The sequence below is a fragment of the Egicoccus halophilus genome (assembly GCF_004300825.1).
Lineage (GTDB): Bacteria > Actinomycetota > Nitriliruptoria > Nitriliruptorales > Nitriliruptoraceae > Egicoccus > Egicoccus halophilus.
In genome coordinates this window covers 3,793,982-3,811,796 of record NZ_CP036250.1, presented here as the reverse complement: position 1 = coordinate 3,811,796, position 17,815 = coordinate 3,793,982, and the positions used below count along the sequence as shown (strand labels likewise).

General features: G+C 71.7%; 6 protein-coding genes. All 6 read left to right on the top strand.

What is annotated here, in order from left to right; all coding sequences use genetic code 11:
* Window positions 1–59 precede the first annotated feature (59 nt).
* The 6 genes from ELR47_RS17290 to ELR47_RS17265 all read left to right on the top strand — a co-directional run bounded on the left by ELR47_RS17290 (window position 60) and on the right by ELR47_RS17265 (window position 17,812).
* Entirely contained in the window at window positions 60–1,025 is a 966-nt protein-coding gene (locus ELR47_RS17290; RefSeq protein WP_130651007.1) for an NADPH:quinone oxidoreductase family protein, read from the top strand.
* 285 nt (window positions 1,026–1,310) lie between these two features.
* Window positions 1,311–4,718, top strand: a complete 3,408-nt coding sequence (locus ELR47_RS17285; protein WP_130651006.1) for a hypothetical protein — start codon at window positions 1,311–1,313, stop codon at window positions 4,716–4,718.
* Window positions 4,715–8,164, top strand: a complete 3,450-nt coding sequence (locus ELR47_RS18540; protein WP_165404172.1) for a DUF6603 domain-containing protein — start codon at window positions 4,715–4,717, stop codon at window positions 8,162–8,164. The genes ELR47_RS17285 and ELR47_RS18540 overlap by 4 nt, the downstream gene beginning before the upstream one ends.
* Entirely contained in the window at window positions 8,161–11,358 is a 3,198-nt protein-coding gene (locus tag ELR47_RS17275; RefSeq protein ID WP_130651005.1) for a hypothetical protein, read from the top strand. Before ELR47_RS18540 ends, ELR47_RS17275 begins: the two co-directional genes overlap by 4 nt.
* Window positions 11,358–16,049 carry a hypothetical protein gene (locus ELR47_RS17270; RefSeq protein WP_130651004.1) on the top strand — a complete coding sequence of 1,564 codons (4,692 nt, stop codon included), beginning with the start codon at window positions 11,358–11,360 and terminating at the stop codon, window positions 16,047–16,049. Before ELR47_RS17275 ends, ELR47_RS17270 begins: the two co-directional genes overlap by 1 nt.
* Window positions 16,046–17,812 carry a hypothetical protein gene (locus ELR47_RS17265; protein ID WP_130651003.1) on the top strand — a complete coding sequence of 589 codons (1,767 nt, stop codon included), beginning with the start codon at window positions 16,046–16,048 and terminating at the stop codon, window positions 17,810–17,812. Before ELR47_RS17270 ends, ELR47_RS17265 begins: the two co-directional genes overlap by 4 nt.
* Window positions 17,813–17,815: the final 3 nt, after the last annotated feature.

Sequence of the window (17,815 nt, the reverse complement as noted above, 5' to 3'; positions counted from 1 at the left end):
GGCGCCGACGTGGGCGTGCTTGCCTGTCCGCCGAGGTGACCTCGAGACCAGGAGCGAACGTGCGGGCGGTACAGGTGACGCGGTTGGACGGGCCGGACGCGGTGGAGGTCGCCGACATCGACGAACCGGCCGGCGACGGGCTCGTGGTCGTCGACGTGCATGCCGCCGGCGTCACCTTCCCCGACGTCCTGGTGACCCGCGGCCAGTACCAGGTCAAGCCGGACCTGCCGTTCGTGCCGGGCTCGGAGGTCGCCGGCGTGGTCCGCAGTGCCCCGGAGGGCGCCGGAGTCGGCGTCGGTGATCGCGTCGCGGCCTTCGGCGGTTTCGGCGGGTTCGCCGAGACGGTCGCGGTCGACCCGGGGCTGGTGTTCGCGTTGCCGGACGAGCTGTCGTTCGCCGCCGCTGCCGGACTGCCGATGAACTACCTCACCGTCCACTTCGCCCTCGTGCGGCGCGGCGGGTTGCAGCCGGGGGAGACGGTGCTGGTCCACGGTGCCGCCGGGGGGGTCGGCACGGCTGCCGTGCAGCTCGCCAAGGCCCTCGACGCCCGGGTCGTCGCCGTCGTCTCCAGCGACGCGAAGGCCGAGGTGGCACGCCGCGCCGGGGCCGACGAGACCGTGCCCGCCGACGGGTTCCGGGATGCCGTGGCGGCGCTCACCGACGGCCGCGGGGTCGACCTGGTGGTCGACCCGGTGGGCGGGGACCGGTTCACCGACTCGCTGCGCAGCCTCGCGCCCGAGGGGCGGTTGCTGGTGATCGGGTTCACGGCCGGCGAGATCCCGACCGTGAAGGTCAACCGGCTCCTGCTCAACAACCTCGCCGTCGTCGGCGTCGGATGGGGGGCCTTCTGGCTGCGCGAGACCGACTACCCGCGTCAGCAGTGGACCGAGTTGTGGCCGCACCTCGAGGCCGGGGTGCTGCGGCCGGTGCTCGGGTCGACCTACCCGCTCGAGCACGCCGCCGAGGCGCTGCGCGAGCTCGACGAGCGCCGCGCCCAGGGCAAGGTCGTCCTCGAGGTCCGTTGAACGACGCACGTGCGTCCGCGGTCCGCCGGGTGCGGACGACGACGCACGTGCGTCCGGATCGGTGAAACCGACGACGCGGCGACGGTGCTCGCCGAACCGACTCGCACGTGGGGCACGCTGCGGCGAGAAGGTGGTCGCCCCGTGGTTCGGCGGCCGGATGGCCGGCTCGCGCGCGCAGGCGGAGGTGCCCGTACGACTCGCCGACCGCGCTTCAGGCGTTTTCTGGCCGATCGGTACGCGTTCCGACGGTGAACGTATGGTCTAGCTCGGGGTGGGGGAGTGGCCATGACCGTCGGTATGAGACCGGTTGTCCAGATGCCGCGGCTGCTCGTCGGTCCGATCGTGCGTCGGGTCGAGGTCGAGCGAGCCCACTTCTTCTTCGCCACGCGCGTCCCCGGCTCGATGCGTGTGGAGGTGCACCTCGGCCGCAAGCAGACCGGCGCGGCCGGTCCGGTGGCGACGGGCACACGTGCGCTGACGAGGATCGGCCAGCACCTCTACGTCGCGCTCGTCACCGTGCAGCTGCCCACGGTCGGACCAGGGCAACTGTGCAGCTACGACGCCGTCCTGGTCGAGGCGGGAGGCGAGGCACGCCTGCACCAGCTGGGGTTGCTCGGCGGCTCGGTGCCGGTCGATGGGATCGATGTCAGCCAACAGCGTCTGCGGTTCCCCCTCGGCTACGAGGTGGGGAAGCTGCCGACGTTCGTCACGCCCGTCGTGGACCCGGGACAGCTGCGGATCGTTCACGGTTCCTGCCGCAAGCCCCATGGCGGGGGCGAGAAGGAAGCCGACGCCCTGCATCTGCTCGACCTCGAGTTCACCCGCCTCACCAACGAGCCCCTGGTCGCCGACGACCCAGCCGAGCGGCCGCAGCAGCTGGTGCTGACCGGTGACCAGATCTACGCCGACGACGTCGCGGGCGCATTGCTGCACAGTTGCACGGAAGTGGGCCGTGAGCTGCTGGGCTGGGACGAATCGCTCCCCGCCACCGACGACGCCTACCCGGTCTCACCCGGGTGGCGCACCCGGTATCTCGAACGGGCCAAGATCAAGCGGGACGCGGACACCGGGTACTCGCGCAACCACCTGTTGCGCTTCGCCGAGTGGTGTGCGATGTACCTGTTCGCCTGGTCCGACGCACTGTGGGCGACGGACCCGTCGACCGGCGCCTACACGCTGCCGCCTCGCCCGTCGTCGCCGCTGGGGGCGCCGTCCCACCATGCCGATGCCGTCAACGCGTGGGAGGAGACCGCGCCGAAGGTGCTGGGGTTCGCGACGTCGACCTGCGCTGTCCGCAGGGTACTGGCCAACGTCGCCACCTACACGATGTTCGACGACCACGAGGTCACCGACGACTGGTATCTGAACGACCGCGTTCGCCGCGCCCTCAAGGGCGAAGGGCAGGCGGGCGAGCTCGGGGAGGTGGGACCGCGGCTGTTGCGCAACGGCCTGAGTGCCTATGCGATCTTCCAGCACTGGGGCAACGTGCCCGAGGACTTCGACGTCGATCCGCAAGGCAACCGGCGGCAGGGGCTCGAGCTGCTCGACCTGTGGACGTGGGGCGGGGACACCGATCCGGCACCGCTCACGAAGCATGCCAATCGCCGTGCGGCCGACGAACTGCTCGATCTCGGAATCGACGACCAGCCGATCCCTGTCAGCGGCATGCGCGGCGACTTCGAACGCATTCGCTGGGACTACGCGATCGCGTTCCCCGCTCACCGTCTCCTCGCGCTCGACACGCGGACCTGGCGAGGATTTCCCGACGACGACCCGTTCAGCTGGGAGTCGCTCGCGCCGGCACCACCACCGCCGGGGGAGGTGCTCGCCAGCGGAGGCACCTACCTGCAGGCCGTGGCGCAGGCTTGGATGACCGCCGGGTCGACCTCCAACGACGGAGCGCTCTCGCTGTTCGGCGTCGTCCTGTCGAGCGCCGTCGAACTCGCCGAGGCCCTCACGGATCCAGTCGGGCCGGTGCATACCAAGTTGACGGCGCTGCTCACCGCCTACGCGGGTCTCGTCGCGGTCCTGCCCGGGCGGGCAGCGGTGCCGCCGGGGCAGCTCCTCGACGGCCGGCCGCGCTTCGGGCCGGCGTTGCTCGCCGACACGCCCGCGCTGGTGAGCGCGCTCGATGCGTTCGGCGACGACGAACTGGGCGCCCTGGCCCCCGAGATCGTGCGCGACCTGGCCGCCCTCGACTTCGGTCCCGAGAGCCAGGAGCTCGGCCACTTCTTCCTCGCCCTCGCAGAGTTCGTGGCAACCGCGACGGTCGCGTCGGCCGCCGGCATGGCGAACGCGGCGGCTCAGGTCGCGAGCCATGCCGGGGAGACGGTGTGGAGCTCACTGACCACCCTCGGCCGATCCGTCCCCGCGCACGTCGCGCTGCTCGACGAACTGCGTCCGGCCCTCCAACAGCTCGACCACCTCGCCGCGACGACACCGGTCGGACGGCATGCGGCGAAGCTGTTCCGTGACGGCAGCCACCGGCTCGGCGCGGCCCTCATCAGCCGGCCGGCGCTGCAGTTCATGGTCGCGGACGCGTTGGCGGCCACCCGGCCGTCGCCGCTGACGTTCGTGCTCAGCCCTGCACCGATCTTCGGCAACCGCCTGGTCGAGGTGATGCAACGCACGATGGTGGCCAAGGCCATGGCGGCTGGCGAGGCCGGCGAGGAGGAGTGGGACTTCGAGGCTTGGAGCGTGAACGTTCCTGCCATGTGCGACCTGTTCAGCGCAGCCCGCGAGCTCACGTGTGCCATCGTGCTCTCCGGCGACGTCCATTACGCCGGCAGCAGTGTGAACGAGGTGACGCTCACCGTCCCGGTCGACGGCAACGGCGACCGGGACGGCACCCCGGTACGAACTCGCTACGTGCAACTGACCTCGTCCAGCACCCGCAACTCCGACGGCACGACGCGCGCGCTCGCTCACGCCGACGACGTGCTCTACGACCCCGATGGCACGTTCCTGATGCTGCAGTCGGACTGGCTCGGGGTGCTGGATCACGGGGCGGCCGCCGCCGGCCATCTGGCGGTGCTCGCCAAGGCCGCCATCGCCGACCTGCTCGACGACCTCGCGGGCTTCGATCCGTTGAAGCCCCTGCGCGACTGGTGGGCCAAACCCTTCGACTGGGAGGTGGTCGACGAGCTCGTACAGCGCATCCTCGCTTCGCCCGAGACCCTGGCGCGCCTCTGGCTCCAACAGCTCGCCTGGGAGATCGCTGCGACGGCGGACCTGATCGTCGAGTTCTTCGACGATCCGCTGTTGGCGATCCTCGGCGATTTCATGACCGCGCGGGAACTCAGTCGCCAACTGCTGCGCGAGCTGTACCGCGACCTCGGGCTCGACCCCTCGCTCGGCCTCAAGATCGAGGGCACCGTCCTGCGCGACGGGCGTCCCGCTCGGGTACCGAACTACCCCGCCCTCGCGGAACGCCTGCCCACCGGCTCGCGCACGGACCGGGCCGAAGCCCTGGCCCGCCGGGTCGTTGGCCATGCCAACCTCGGCTTCGTGGGCGTCGAGAAGCGGGGGATCGAGATCGTCCAGGTCCGGCACGAGTTGCGTTGGTATCCGTTCGACGAGCCCGCAGCCGGCGGTGCCGCCGCGTCCGCCGTACCCCGCGGTGACGTCTACGGGACGCTGCATCGCGCCGGGTGGGGTTCGCTGCCAGGGGCGCCCGCGGAGGTCGGGACATGACCACCAACCTCGTCGTGGTCGCACTCGAGCAGTTCACCGACCTGTTGCAACCGATACGCGAGATCACCGAGGCCGACGACCCGCTGCTCGCGACCCGACGCTTCCTGCGCTCGGCGGGTTGGCACCTGCACGGCACGATCGACGTCGCGCCGATCACCTCGACGGCCGGGACGGTCCTCGCCGCCGTGGAAGCAGCGAAGGACGGTCTCGATCCGAAGGACCTGGTCCAGTTCACCCGCGCCACGGTGGACGTGCTCGGTGTGGTCGCCAAACTCGGCGACCTCATCGACGCGTTCACGGCCGCCGGGCCCGGCGGCGACTCGGCGACGCGCGAGGCACTCGGCGAGGACGTCGTCCACCGACTGTTGGTCGGCTGGTTGCGGCGCCGACGCGTCGTGCGTCACCTCGCCTCGCCCCTGGGACTGATCACCACGGTCGACGTCGACGAGCGGGCCTTCGGCGGGTGGCTCGTCCGACGGGCGGGAACGGCCGAACGACTCCGTCCGGCCGCGTTGCTCGATCTGCTCGACGACCCGGTCGCCACGGTCCGCGACATCCTCGCGCCTCACGGCATCGACGAGCGTGCGCTGGCGGCGACGACCAACCTGTTCGTGGCCAGGTTGTTCGACCCGGCGCTGCGCGCTGTCGGTGGCCGCTGGGAGTTGCATCCCGACGCGCTCGCTGACGCCGACCGTGTGCTCGACCTCGGCCGCAAGGGCTTCATCGACCTGACCTTCCCGGTCGCCGACGGTGACGGCAACGCGAGTGTCGGCACCACCTACGAGGTGCTGTCCGGATCGGACGTCTCCAGCCGCGGAACCACCGGTCCGGGGCTCGAGCTCGCGCCGCACGGCCGTTACTCGCATCGGTTCAGTCGCGACGGCTGGGAGATCGATCTGGCGGTGATGGTGCTGCTCGCTGGCGTCGACGCGGGCACGGCGGCGCCCGCGATCGTCGTGGACGCCGACGGTGTCCACCTCGACGCTCACGTGACCGCCGAAGCAGCGGTCGGTGCGAGTTTCGACCTCGACGTCCTGGTCGGTGGCATGGGCAGCCGCATCGAACTCGGGACGATCGAGCTCCGCTTCGAGACGGGGGTCTCCGCCACCGGCCTCGATGTGGAACTCGAGGTGGTCGCGCGTGGTGCCCGGATCGTGTTCAGCGCCGCCGACCTCGGTGCGGCCGTCGCTGCCGTCGTCGACTTCGAGAACGCGATCGAGTTCGACCTCGGCCTGGCCTGGTCGATCCGGGACGGGCTGCGGCTGTCGGGCGCCGCGTCGCTCGTGCTCGAGTTCACCGAGGGCATCGACATCGGCGGGGTCGTCGCGCTGTCCGGCATGCGCGTCGCTCTCGAGCTCGGTGACGGGCTGTCCGTGGCGGCCACCGCGGACGTGCGGATCGCGCTGGGACCGGTCGCGATGGTGTTCGAGGACGTCGGCCTGGCAGCCGTGATAGCGCTCGGCAGCGGTGACGGCCCGCCCTTCGCGCTCGCGCCGAGGCTGCCGACCGGGATCGGGGTCCGGATCGACGCCGGGGTCGTCCGCGGCGGTGGGTTCTTGAGCTTCGACCCCGAACGTGGTGAGTACGCCGGCATCCTGGAACTCGGCATCCCGGCGCTGTCGCTCTCGCTCAAGGCGGTCGGGATCTTCACCACCGACCTGCCCGGCGGCGCCGACGGCTACGCGCTGCTGTTGCTCGTCTACGCGGAATTCCCGGCCGTGCAGCTCGGATACGGATTCACGCTCAACGGTGTCGGAGGCATCCTCGGCATCCAGCACGGGGTCAGCCTCGATGCGCTGACCGCCGGCATGCGGACCGGGGCGCTCGACAACGTGCTGTTCCCCGACGATCCGGTCGCCCGGGCGCCAGGGCTGCTCAACGACCTTCGTGCGGTGTTTCCGATCGTCCCAGGCGCACTGACCTTCGGACCCGTGCTCCAACTCGGCTGGGGCACCGGCATCGTCACGTTGTCACTCGGACTGGTGGTGCAGTTCGACGACGTCCTGGGCGGTGGCGGCGCCGGACCGACGCTGTCACGGATCGTCCTGATCGGCCAGCTCGAGGTGCGGTTGCCGCCGATCGAGGGCGTCCCGGCGCTGGTCCGGCTGCTGGTCGACATCGTGGGTTGGTTCGAGGTGAGCGACCTCGAACTCGGTATCGACGCGCGCTTGCGCGACTCCCACGTCTCGGGATTGCCGCTGACGGGTTCACTCACGGTCCGAGCCCGCTTCGGTGACCGACCCACCTTCGTCATGGCCGTCGGCGGCTTCCATCCCGCGTTCACCGATCTGCCACCAGGGCTGCCGCCGCAGGACCGCATCGGTTTCGCCCTGGTCCGAGGGAAGCTCCGTGCGGAGCTCGCCGCCTATCTCGCGATCACCTCGAACACCTTCCAAGTCGGGGCGCAGGTGTCGGTCCGCGCCGAGGTCATGGGCTTTCGTGTCGAGGCATACCTGGGCTTCGACGCGCTGTTCGTGTTCGAACCACGCTTCCACTTCACGATCGACTTCCGGGTCGGCGCCTCGATCTCGTACAAGAAGTGGGACTTCGCCTCGGTGCGCTTCCGCGGGAACCTCACGGGACCGGGACGCTGGCAGCTCACGGGCTACGCGACCGTCACCATCCTCGGCTTCGACAAGGACGTCGACGTCAACGAGGCCTGGGGCGCGGCCCCCGCAACCCCGCTGCCGAACGTCGCCGTCCTGTCCCGTGTCGTGCAGGCGTTGACGTCCGCGGATGCCTGGCAGGCGAGCTTGCCGGCGGGACCTCTCGTCACGTTGCGCCCCGTCGAGGCGGGCCTCGGTGAGGTCGTCGTCCACCCGATGGGGCGACTGCAGGCGCGCCAGACGGTGGTCCCACTGGGCATCGACGTCGCCCGCGTCGGCGCCAGCCGGCCGAGCGATGGCCCTCGTTACACGATCGACCTCGCGACCGTCGAGGTCGGCGGCGTCCCGGCCACCGACGTCCGGCTCGTCCAGGAACACTTCGCCCGGGCCGAGTACCTCGACCTCTCCGAGGACGACAAGCTCGCGGCGCCGTCGTTCGAGCGGTTCGACGCCGGGATCGCGATCGGTCTCGACGGGTTCGTGCTGCCCGACCGGCACGTCGGCTTCGAGCCCGAGCACGAGACCAAGTACCTTCAGGCCTCGGAGGTGAGCGAGCTCACGCTGCTCCGGGGTGACCTGCTCGTCACGCTCAGCCACTGGGGCGCGGCCGCGTACACCGAACGGGCCCGGTACCTCCGGCTCGTCGGCCACGACCGGCTCGCCATCGAGGTCCGAGAACCCGGTCACGAGGTCGTCGATGCCGTCACGCTCGCACCGGTGACGCTGCCCGAGCACGCCGTCACCGGCGACCGTCCGATGACCTTCACCGAGGCGATGCAGTGGTCCGAGGCCGTGGCCGGCCCGGTGCTGGCCGTCCAACGGGCGGAGGTCTTGGCATGACGACACGGTTCCTGCCCTGGACCCGTCGCGGAATGACGGGTCAGCTGACCGAGGTCGACACCGGCGGGTCGCTGCCGCTGCGCGCCACTCTGCCCGTGTCGGTCCGGGTCAATGGCACTGCTGCCACCGCGGACGTCGCCACCTACGGGCCTGGGGACGTGACCGGGCTCGATGCCGACACGATCGTGCGGACCGTTCCGGAGCGCTCGGCGGTCGACGTGGCTCCCGACGAGTTCGTCGCGGTCGAGTTCGACGAGCCCGACCTCCCGTGGATGTTCACGCCCGCCGCCGCCGGGAGCGACCAGCAGCTACGGCCGTGGCTGGTGCTCGTCGTCGTGCGAGCGGGCGCCGGGGTGTCCCTCGGGCTCTCGGCCCGGGCACCCCTGCCGCGGATGGTGATCGAGGCCCCAGCGGTGCCTGACGCGGAGCTGCCAAACCTCACGCAGAGCTGGGCATGGGCACACACCCAGGTGATCACCGGTGCCGGCGACTCCCTGACGGCGTCCACCCTTGCTGCGGCGCCGTCGGCGGTCTCCCGGCTGCTGTGCCCGCGGCGGCTCGAGCCTGGTGTGCGCTACCACGCCGCGCTCGTGCCCGCCTTCGACGCGGGTGTGGCAGCAGGGCTCGGCGTGCCCTTCACGGGTGAGGTGCTCGGCCCGGCGTGGACATTGACCGGGCGCGAAGACCGGGTGGTGCTTCCCATGTACCACCACTGGGAGTTCACCACCGGTCCCCCCGGTGACTTCGAGTCGCTGGCGAGGCGCCTGCAGGCGACGTCGCTGCCCGAAGGCGTGGGGACGGCCAGGATGTGGCTCGGGGCTGCCCATCCCGCGTTGCCAGACCTCGCCGCCGAGGATGCGACCGTCGGCATGGAAGGGGCCCTGCGCGCTCCCGAACCGGGTTCGGGCGACCAGCTCGGACCTCGACACGCTGGCTGGGTGACCCGACTCATCGACCTCGTCGACGGTCCGGCGGCCGCGGTCACCGGCGGCACGCTCGCCGATGGCGAGGTGGTGGCGCCCCCGGTGTATGGCTCGTGGCACGCCGCATGCCCCACCATCCCGGCCTCGCGCAGCGGTCCCACCTGGTTGCGCGAGCTCAACGTCGACCCGCGGCACCGTGCCGCCGCCGGCCTCGGCGGCGAGGTCGTGCGCGCCAACCAGGAGGAATACGTCGACGCGGCCTGGACGCAGGTCGGTGAGGTGGTGGAGGCGAACCGACTGCTCGAGACCAGCCATGCCATGACCCTCGTGGCCGAGCGGCTCCATCAGCGGCACGTTGCCGCCCGGGATGCCTTCGACGGGCTCGTGCTGACCCACGCCGCGCATGGGCGCATCCGTCACGCTGGCACCACGCTGCTGGCCAGCCTCGACGCCTCGACGGCACCGGCCGGGCTCGAGACCCGCTCGTTCCAGCGCTTGGCCAGCCCGCGCCATCCGAAGCTGCGCGCGGCCTCGGCCCGCGCCGGACGGACGCGAAGCCGCGTCGACAACGCGGCGCTCGACGGCCTGTCGTTGCTTCCGGTCGGCAAGCTGCCGCCGCGGGTGTCCGTCGTCCCCGATGGGTTGGTGGACACGGTGCTCGCCGCTCACCTCGGCAGCTTCCAGGAGCTCCTCGCTCCTGAGGTCGCGAACCCTTCGCTGCTCGAGCAACTCGCCGACGTCAGCCGCACCCTGCAGACGCGGGTCAAAGAGCTGACGTCCAGCCCCGTGTCGCCGCCGAGGCCGCGCCGCGACCTCGGTCACGTCGGCGTCCTCGACGACCATCATCTGGCAGCGCTCCGCCTCACGGCCTCCCCGACCGCCGACCTGCTGCTTGCGGTCGAGCAACTCCGCGCGCTCGTCCATGCCGCGCCGGGACGTGGAGACGAGCGCGTGATCGGCGTCCGGAAGGTCGGCGACGCCGTGCAGCCGTTGGCTCTCGACCGCTTCGGTGTGGTTCGGGTCGAGGGCACCAGAGACGAGGTGCTCCGCATCGCGACCGGCCGCGACCAACCGCTCGTGGACGTGCGGGATGCTGCCGCGAAGGTGCGCGCCTTGCCCGACGTGGTCGCGCCGGGCGACCCGTCGTCGGCCACGGTCGACAAGCCGTTGGCACAGGCGCAACAGGTGACGGCGTTCGCCCGTGACCTGCAGGTGGTGTTGGCCAGATCCGCCACGGCGGTCGTGCCGCTTCCCCCGCCGCGAGCCGAACTGGATCTCGAGGCCGTTGGCGCGGTCGTCGTCGAAGCGACCCGGCCGACGCCGGTGGCACAGGCGCGAGTCGACGAGCGCCTGCGCATCGGCGGCCACCGCTTCGCGCAGTTCCCGGGCGGGACGCGACGGGTGGATCTGCTGCGTCAGGATCGCGACCTGGCACCGGTGATGGTCGGGCCGGTGCTCGACCGCCCGCTCTACCTGGACCTGGCCCGCCTCGACCCGGGACGGTTCCTGCCCGGCGCCGGGGCCATCCCCGACGACACGATCACACTGCTCGAAACGAATCCGCGGTTCGTCGAGGCGTTCCTGGTCGGGGCCAACCACGAGATGAACCGGGAACTGCTGTGGCGCCGCTATCCCACCGACCGGCGGGGGACGCCGTTCCGACGGTTCTGGGACCGTCTCGACGACGGCGACGACATCGCGCCCATCCACGAGTGGGACGGTCGCCGCGGACTCGGTTCGCACAGTGGGGGGGACGCCGACGGCAACCTGGTGCTGCTCGTGCGAGGTGCGCTGCTGCGTCGATTTCCGAGGACGGTCATCTACGCGATCGCGGCCACGGCCGACAAGCGCATCGATGCCGTCGCGGTGCCGAGAACGCCCGTCTTCGCCGGGAGGGTGGAGCCGGACATCACCTTCGTCGGCTTCGACTTCGGCGTCGCGGAGGCACGCGCGGGACACGGGACGATGTTCGTGCTCCAGGAGCAACCGAGTGAACCGCGCTTCGGTCTCGACGGGGAGACCGATGACACGACCGACATGCCGCCCACGTGGTCGGACCTCGCCTGGGACCACGTCGGCGTCCAACCCGGAGCCCACCTCGATCTCGAGCGAGTTCCGAGTGAACTGCGCGCCGATCCGTCCCGGCCGCTCGCCACGCCTCCTTCACCGTCGGCCGTCTTCGGTCGTGACGCCGGTGACATGGCCGCCATCACCTTCCAGCGTCCCTTCCGGGTCGCCGTTCACAGCTCCGCGATCCTGGACCAGGTCTGATGCCGACCCACCCCGACCCCCGCCGCACTCCTGACCGGCGTGTGCTCGACGCGCTCGGCCAGGACCTCGACCGGGTCGACCACGACCTCGACAGCGAACGTCTTCGGCTCACCGAACTCGTCTCCGAGCGCAAGCGGCTCGAGCGGCTGCTGGCGGATCCGGGAACGACTGCCGCCACCGGTCGGAGGTTGCAGAGCAGGCTCGACCGCGTCCGGGGCGAGCAGGCGCGAGTGCACGGCGAAGTCGCTGGCCTGCTCGAGCACCACCGCGACCTACGGAACCGGTTCGACGGCCTTGTCGTGCAGTCCGACCCGCTCGCCGGTCACGACGGTTCCGTGCCGATTGCGCTGCTGCCGGTGCGGCTCGAGACGCGGTTCGTCGGTGACGAGCTGCGGGTGCGCATCTTCCCCGACGTGGTGCACGTCGACCAGCACGAACCGCTGCTCACCGACGAGGAAGCCGCGTTCGGCGAAGCATGGTGGCGCCAGCGGTGGGACGCGACCGACGAGGTCGCGGCTGCTCTGTGGGAGTCAGCGCTGGAGGGCCGGCGACCCGGCCGGGTCGCCTGGGTCCTGCGAGCGACACGGCCCACGAACCACCAACAGCTGGGTCATGACGAGCCGCTGTTCGCCAGCGCGCCACGACGTGACGCCGCGGTGACCACGCCGCCCCGAGCGCGGCTGCTGCCCAGCCGCTGGCTCGTCGTGGGCAGCCGCGGGGACGCCGAGGTGGTCCGCGCCTGGTCGGCGCTGGTCACCGACCCGCTCGCGACCGGCATGGGTGATCCGGACACCGACGCGGCGAACCTCGACGTCGACGCACCGCCGGACGTCCAGGACGAGCTCGCGATCGATGAGGCCACCCGGTGGTTGGTCGACTTCGATGCCGCGGTGGCGGCCGGCATGGCCGTGACCATCCGGGCCGGGGACGTCGATGGCGGCCTCGCTGCCGGTTTCGACCGCCTGACCGCGGTCGGTGTCGCCGCCGGCACCCCTGCCGGTCGAGCGGCGGAGTTCGAGCGGCTGCTCGAGGCACACCACTTCACCGACGGAGTGGACCACGTGCCGGCCGGGACCCCGACCAACGCCGATGATGCCGACGCGATCCCGGACCGCCCGCGGCCGGGGCGGCCCGACCGGCCAGCCGTCGCCGTCGGTGCCGATGGCGCGGGTGCGCGCCTCGCCGGCGCGTTCGGCCTGCCCAGCTCCTCGACCCTGAACCGGGTCCCAGCTGCCGAGCACCGTCACGACCCGCTGGCCGGGGCGATGGCGACCGCACTGTGGGAGCCCACGCTCGGCTACTTCCTGCGGCAGGTCCTCGAGCCGCTCGTGCCCGACGAGCTCGCCAGCCGGATCCGGGACCACTTCCGCCTCCACGTGCGGCCACGTGGGCCCTTCGCACCGCTGCGCGTCGGCGCACAGCCCTACGGGATCCTCCCGGTCACCTCCCTGCGTCACCACCGGGGAGATGAGACCGAAACGATCCTGGCCAGCATGCTGCGCCGTCTGCGACCGCTGTGGGTGCTGGCCGCTCGTAGCAGCCGGCAGCTCGGCAGTGGCGACGACCCTGGTGCCGACCTGGTCCATCTGCTCCAGCGCTCCAGCCGGTCCAGCCATTGGCGGGTGCGCTCGGTCCTTGGCCCCGGCACGGTGGCCAACACCACGGGATGGACGGGATTGTTCAACGTCCAGCAGTCGAGTGCCCACCTGCTGTTCGCCATCCTCGGGGTCGAGGGGCGGCCCGCGGTCGTGGACTGGACCCTGCAGGACGACCAGGTGCCCCTTCCGGTCCCGCTCGTCACCGGCGCTGGCACCGAGGCGACCGCACCTCTCACGGACGACTACGTGGCGCGCATCCTGCGGGACCTCCGTTCGGCCGGCGACTACGCGCGGGCCGTCGGCGAACCGAGCAGAGCAACCACGCTCCTCGAGGCACTGCTCGTCCATGCGGCCAAGCTCGAGGTGGCCCGCGCCTCGGCCACCACGATCCTCGACCACCTGCAGATCCATGCGCCGCTCCAGGTGGCGCTGCGTGAGCGCGAGATCGCGCTGCCCACGTCGTCCGAGACGGCGAAGACGGCCACGGCGAAGGCGGCCACCGTCGCCAAGAAGCTGTCGCAGGTGCACGTCGAGGACGCCGGCACGGTGTCGGCTCGCCTCAATCTCGACGTCGGCGAGCTCGCGCACGTGGCGATCCCGGAGCTGACGGGGCGGCTGGGCGTCGCCGAGTGGTTGTTGCACCGGACCGACCGCGACCTCGTTCGCCTGCCAGGGGGCGGCCAGATCGCGGAGTTCCGCGGCAGTCTCGAGGCACTGGTCGGTGCGCCGACGAAGGCCCTGCACGACACCACGGCCGACGTCCTGGACGCGGTCTCGCACCGGTTCGACGCTTGGGAGACCTCGCTGGCGACCCGGCGCCTGCACGCGCAGCGGGACACCGGCGTCGCGGGGCTGCACGTGGGCGCGTACGGCTGGGTCGAGAACCTGCGCCCTGCCGCTGGTCCCGTCAGTCACGGCTTCGTGCACGCGCCGTCGGTGCCCCACGCCGCGACGGCAGCCGTCCTGCGTTCGGGTCACCTCGCCCGTCGCGATCCGGCGGCAGCCGAGGCAACGGCCATCGACCTGTCGTCGCGACGAGTGCGCACCGCGATGAAGCTCGTCGACGGGCTGCGTCAGGGGCAGCCGCTCGGCGCGCTGCTCGGCTACCAGTTCGAACGCGCCCTCCGGGACCGTGACGTCGAACTGGTCGAGTATGTGCTCGACATCCGCCGGGAGCACCCGCTCGGTGCGGACACGGACCCACGGGCCCCCCGGGGACCCGTGGCCACGACGGCGGTGCGCAACGTCGTCAACGGCGCGGAACTCGCCGAACTCGACGACGCGGGACGGCAACGCCTGCTCGACCGGGCCGGTGTGGACGCGGCGCACCGGCCTGCCCTGATCGAGGAGATCGACCGCCTCGGTGACGCACTCGACGCGCTCGGCGATCTGCTGCTCAGCGAGTCGGTGTTCCAGATGGTGGCCGGCAACGCGGACAGGGCCGCAGCAGCCATGTCCGCACTCGACCGGCAGCAGTTGCCCCCCGACATCCAGGTGGCGCGTACGCCGTCGGCCGCCACGGGAGTCGACCACCACCTCCTGCTCGTGCTCGACGACACCACGCCACCCGCGGGCTGGAGCGGCCTGTCGGACCTGCGTGCCCGCGTCGCTCCCCGCGTGAACGCTTGGGTCGGCCATGCCCTCGGGGATCCGACTCGCTACCACCTGGCCGCAGACGTGCTCGACGCTGACGGTGAGGTGCTCGCCACCATCACGGTCGGGCTCGAGGAACTCGGACTGTCCCCCTTGTCCACCGTGTTGGCCGCCGTCCGCGGTGGGCCGGAGGGCAGCGAACTACAGGGCCACCTCGCAGCTCGTCTCACGACGGCGGTGACCGACGAGCGGGCAGTCGGGTTGCGTGCCCACGACGGCCCCGCCCCGGGGGGCCCGTCGGACGCGATGGGACTGACCGACCTCGTCCTGCTCGCTCGTCGCCTCGCCGACCTGCTCGGCAGCGCACGGTCCCTCGCGCCGGAGGACCTCGCCGGGCAGGATGCGGGCGACGACCCGGCCGGCTGGGAGGCCAAGGACGTCGCCGAGGTGCAGACGCGGGCCGACGTCGCCGCGGCCTTCGTCGCCGATCTGGCCGGCGTCACCGACGTCGGCAGTCTCACCATCAGCCAGCTGCGGAGCCGTCGCCGCCAAGGGGTCGAGCTCGGCATCCGTGAGACCCAGGCCCTCGAGGACGACCGTGACGGCCTGCGCGCCCAGGTGGAGGCCGCGGTCGAGATCGCCCGATCGTTGCAAGCCCGCCACGACGAGGTGGTCGCCACCTTCACCGCCCACCAGGCCGAGGTCGCCACCGGCGGCGGCGAGGTGTCTGCGCTCGAACAGGTGCGGTTCCACACGACCCGCATCCAGACGCTGCTCGGAGACGACGTGCCGGTCGTCGTCCCCGTCACGACGAGGGGCGAGGCCCGCGGGCGCTTCGCCCTCGCGGCGGGGGACCCGGCGCTCGTCGACGACGAGCCCTTCGCTCCGACCGAGTTCCTGCTCGCCCACGCCCGCGTGCGCCCGTCCGTCGGTCGGCTCTGGGACGTATTCGGACAGGCCGAGCTGTTCGGAACCGGTGTCGACGCGACCCAGCTCGTGATCGGGCAGACACCCCACCGGCCGGGGACACCCTGGGTCGGTCGCCGGCTCGGCCCGGCCGACGGTGCGCCGTTGCCGACCACCTCCTGGCTCCTTCACCGCCGCGCCGAGGAAGGGGCCCGTCACGAGCTACCGGAGCGCCTGCACGCGCTGGTGATCGACCAGTGGCACGAACTGGTGCCGAGCACCGAACGGACGACGGGGGTGGCCGTGCACCACGACGCCCCCGGCGCCCGCCCACCACAGGCGATCCTGCTCGCCGTGCCACCGGATCCTGATGCCGCGCACTGGCGGCTCGACGTCCTGCTCGACGTCGTGGGCGACACCATCGAGCTGGCCCGGATGCGCACGCTCGACATCGATGACCTGCCGCTGGCCGGCCGCGTGCTGCCCGCCACCTACCTTGCTTTCGACCTCGAGAACAAGACGGCCTCGTTCGGAATGCAACGTCTCGTCGAGCATGCCGTGAAGACGTGGGGCATGGTGGAGGTGGACCGATGAGCATCACCACGTGGAACCGCCTCGAACCGGTTCCTCGTTCGTCCGACATGCGACCGCAGTTGCGGGCCGAGCTCGCCGACCCCCTGTGGTCGCTGTCGCGACAATGGCAGTTCGGTGAGTTCGCCGGCGAGGACGCCGGCACGCCGATCGACGTGACCACGACCGTCGAGGTGGCACCGGTGACCCGCTACCACCCTGGCCGTCCGGGCGGGACGGCGGCGTCGCGAGCGAGCGACATGGATGCGCGGCACCTCCCGCTCGAAGCGGTGGTCGAACAGCGACCGGTCGTAGGCACGATGGCCGGCGTTCGACGCCGAGTCGACGGGGGCCAGCACCTGTTGCGGTTGCTGGCTGCGGCTGGTGCATCGCGTGCGCAGCGCTCCCGCTGGGTCGCGACCTTCCCCCTCGATCTCGCCTCGACCCCGATCGCCCATCTCGTTCCCCACGACCCGGCCGGTGCCGCCTGGCTGGACGCCGCCGTCGGGCGCGTCCCCGACGGCGAGGCGGTCGCCGCCACGCTCGAGCGGCTCCGCGACGACGGCCGGCCGGACGATCTGCCCGACGAACTCGAGGTGCCTGCCCGCCAGCTCGATCGCATCGTCGCCGCCGCGGACCGGTGGTTGACCTGGTGGCGAGCAGACGTCGACGAGCCGGCCACGGACGCCGGCGGCGATGCGTGGGAGACGCGACGGCTCGAGTACGCGTTCGCGGTCCAGGCCCGTCTGTCCGACGGTGACGTGGTACTGCATGCAGACGACTACGGCGGTGGACGCCTCGATTGGTTCGAGTTCGAGGCCGATCATCGGCAGTCCCTCGGCGGGGCCGGTGCCGACGGTCGCACCCTGGTCCGCCACGCCGTCCCGACTCCCGCCTACTACGGCGGGATGCCCGCCGACCGGTTCTGGGAGTTCGAGCCGACGACCGTCCGGTTCGGGGCGACCACGGTGGCACGCACGGACCTCACCCACCTGCTGCTCGACGAGTTCGCGCTCGGCTACGGAACGGACTGGTTCGTCGTTCCCGTGACGCTACCGACCGGCTCGGTCGCCGCGGTGCGCGAACTTCGCGTTCGGGACGTGTTCGGCGTCGAGACCACGATCGCCCCGACCGACCGTGATGGTCATGGCTGGCGCATGTACGCGACGTCCACGCGCCTCGGCGCGGCGCCGCGCGTGGCCGGGCTGCTCCACCTGCCGGCCGTCGCGCCGGCCGGCCAGGAGGGACCTGCGATCGAGGAGGTGGCCTGGTTCCGGGACGAGCTGGCCAACCTCGTCTGGGCCGTCGAGGAACGCACCCCGGGGATCCTGGGTGGGGCGGTCGAGCGTCGAGAGGCCCGACGCCGCGGCCTCGTGCCGGGCACCAGCCAGCGGCTCGACGTCGACGTGCCGGACATCGACCTGGTCTACCGCCTGCACACGGCGATCCCCGAAGACTGGCATCCTCTGGTGCCCGTCGTCCCGCGCGGGGCGGACGTCGGTGCGCTGGAGCTCGAGCTGCGCACCGTCGAGCGTGTCGATGCCGACGGGATGGTCCACGCCAGCGCACCCCTGGGGCATCTGCTCAGCCTCGAGACACCATTGCGGGTCGCGGCCGAGGAGGTGGGCCGCGAGGGTCGCCGGACCCGGCTGCACTGGCAGCTGGCGCGCGCCGCCGACGGGACCTACCACTCGTGGTTAAGCCATCGGGTCGGTGTCGGGCGCGGGGAGGGCTCGAGCGACCTGGCTTTCGACGTCTCGCGCCCGCCTCGCACAGGACTGCGCTGACGG

What these genes read in the sequence shown, in the direction of transcription:
- ELR47_RS17275 (WP_130651005.1), top strand. Translation starts at nt 8,161, where the DNA reads ATGACGACACGGTTCCTGCCCTGGACCCGTCGCGGAATGACGGGTCAG.
- ELR47_RS17285 (WP_130651006.1), top strand. Translation starts at nt 1,311, where the DNA reads ATGACCGTCGGTATGAGACCGGTTGTCCAGATGCCGCGGCTGCTCGTC.
- ELR47_RS17270 (WP_130651004.1), top strand. Translation starts at nt 11,358, where the DNA reads ATGCCGACCCACCCCGACCCCCGCCGCACTCCTGACCGGCGTGTGCTC.
- ELR47_RS18540 (WP_165404172.1), top strand. Translation starts at nt 4,715, where the DNA reads ATGACCACCAACCTCGTCGTGGTCGCACTCGAGCAGTTCACCGACCTG.
- ELR47_RS17265 (WP_130651003.1), top strand. Translation starts at nt 16,046, where the DNA reads ATGAGCATCACCACGTGGAACCGCCTCGAACCGGTTCCTCGTTCGTCC.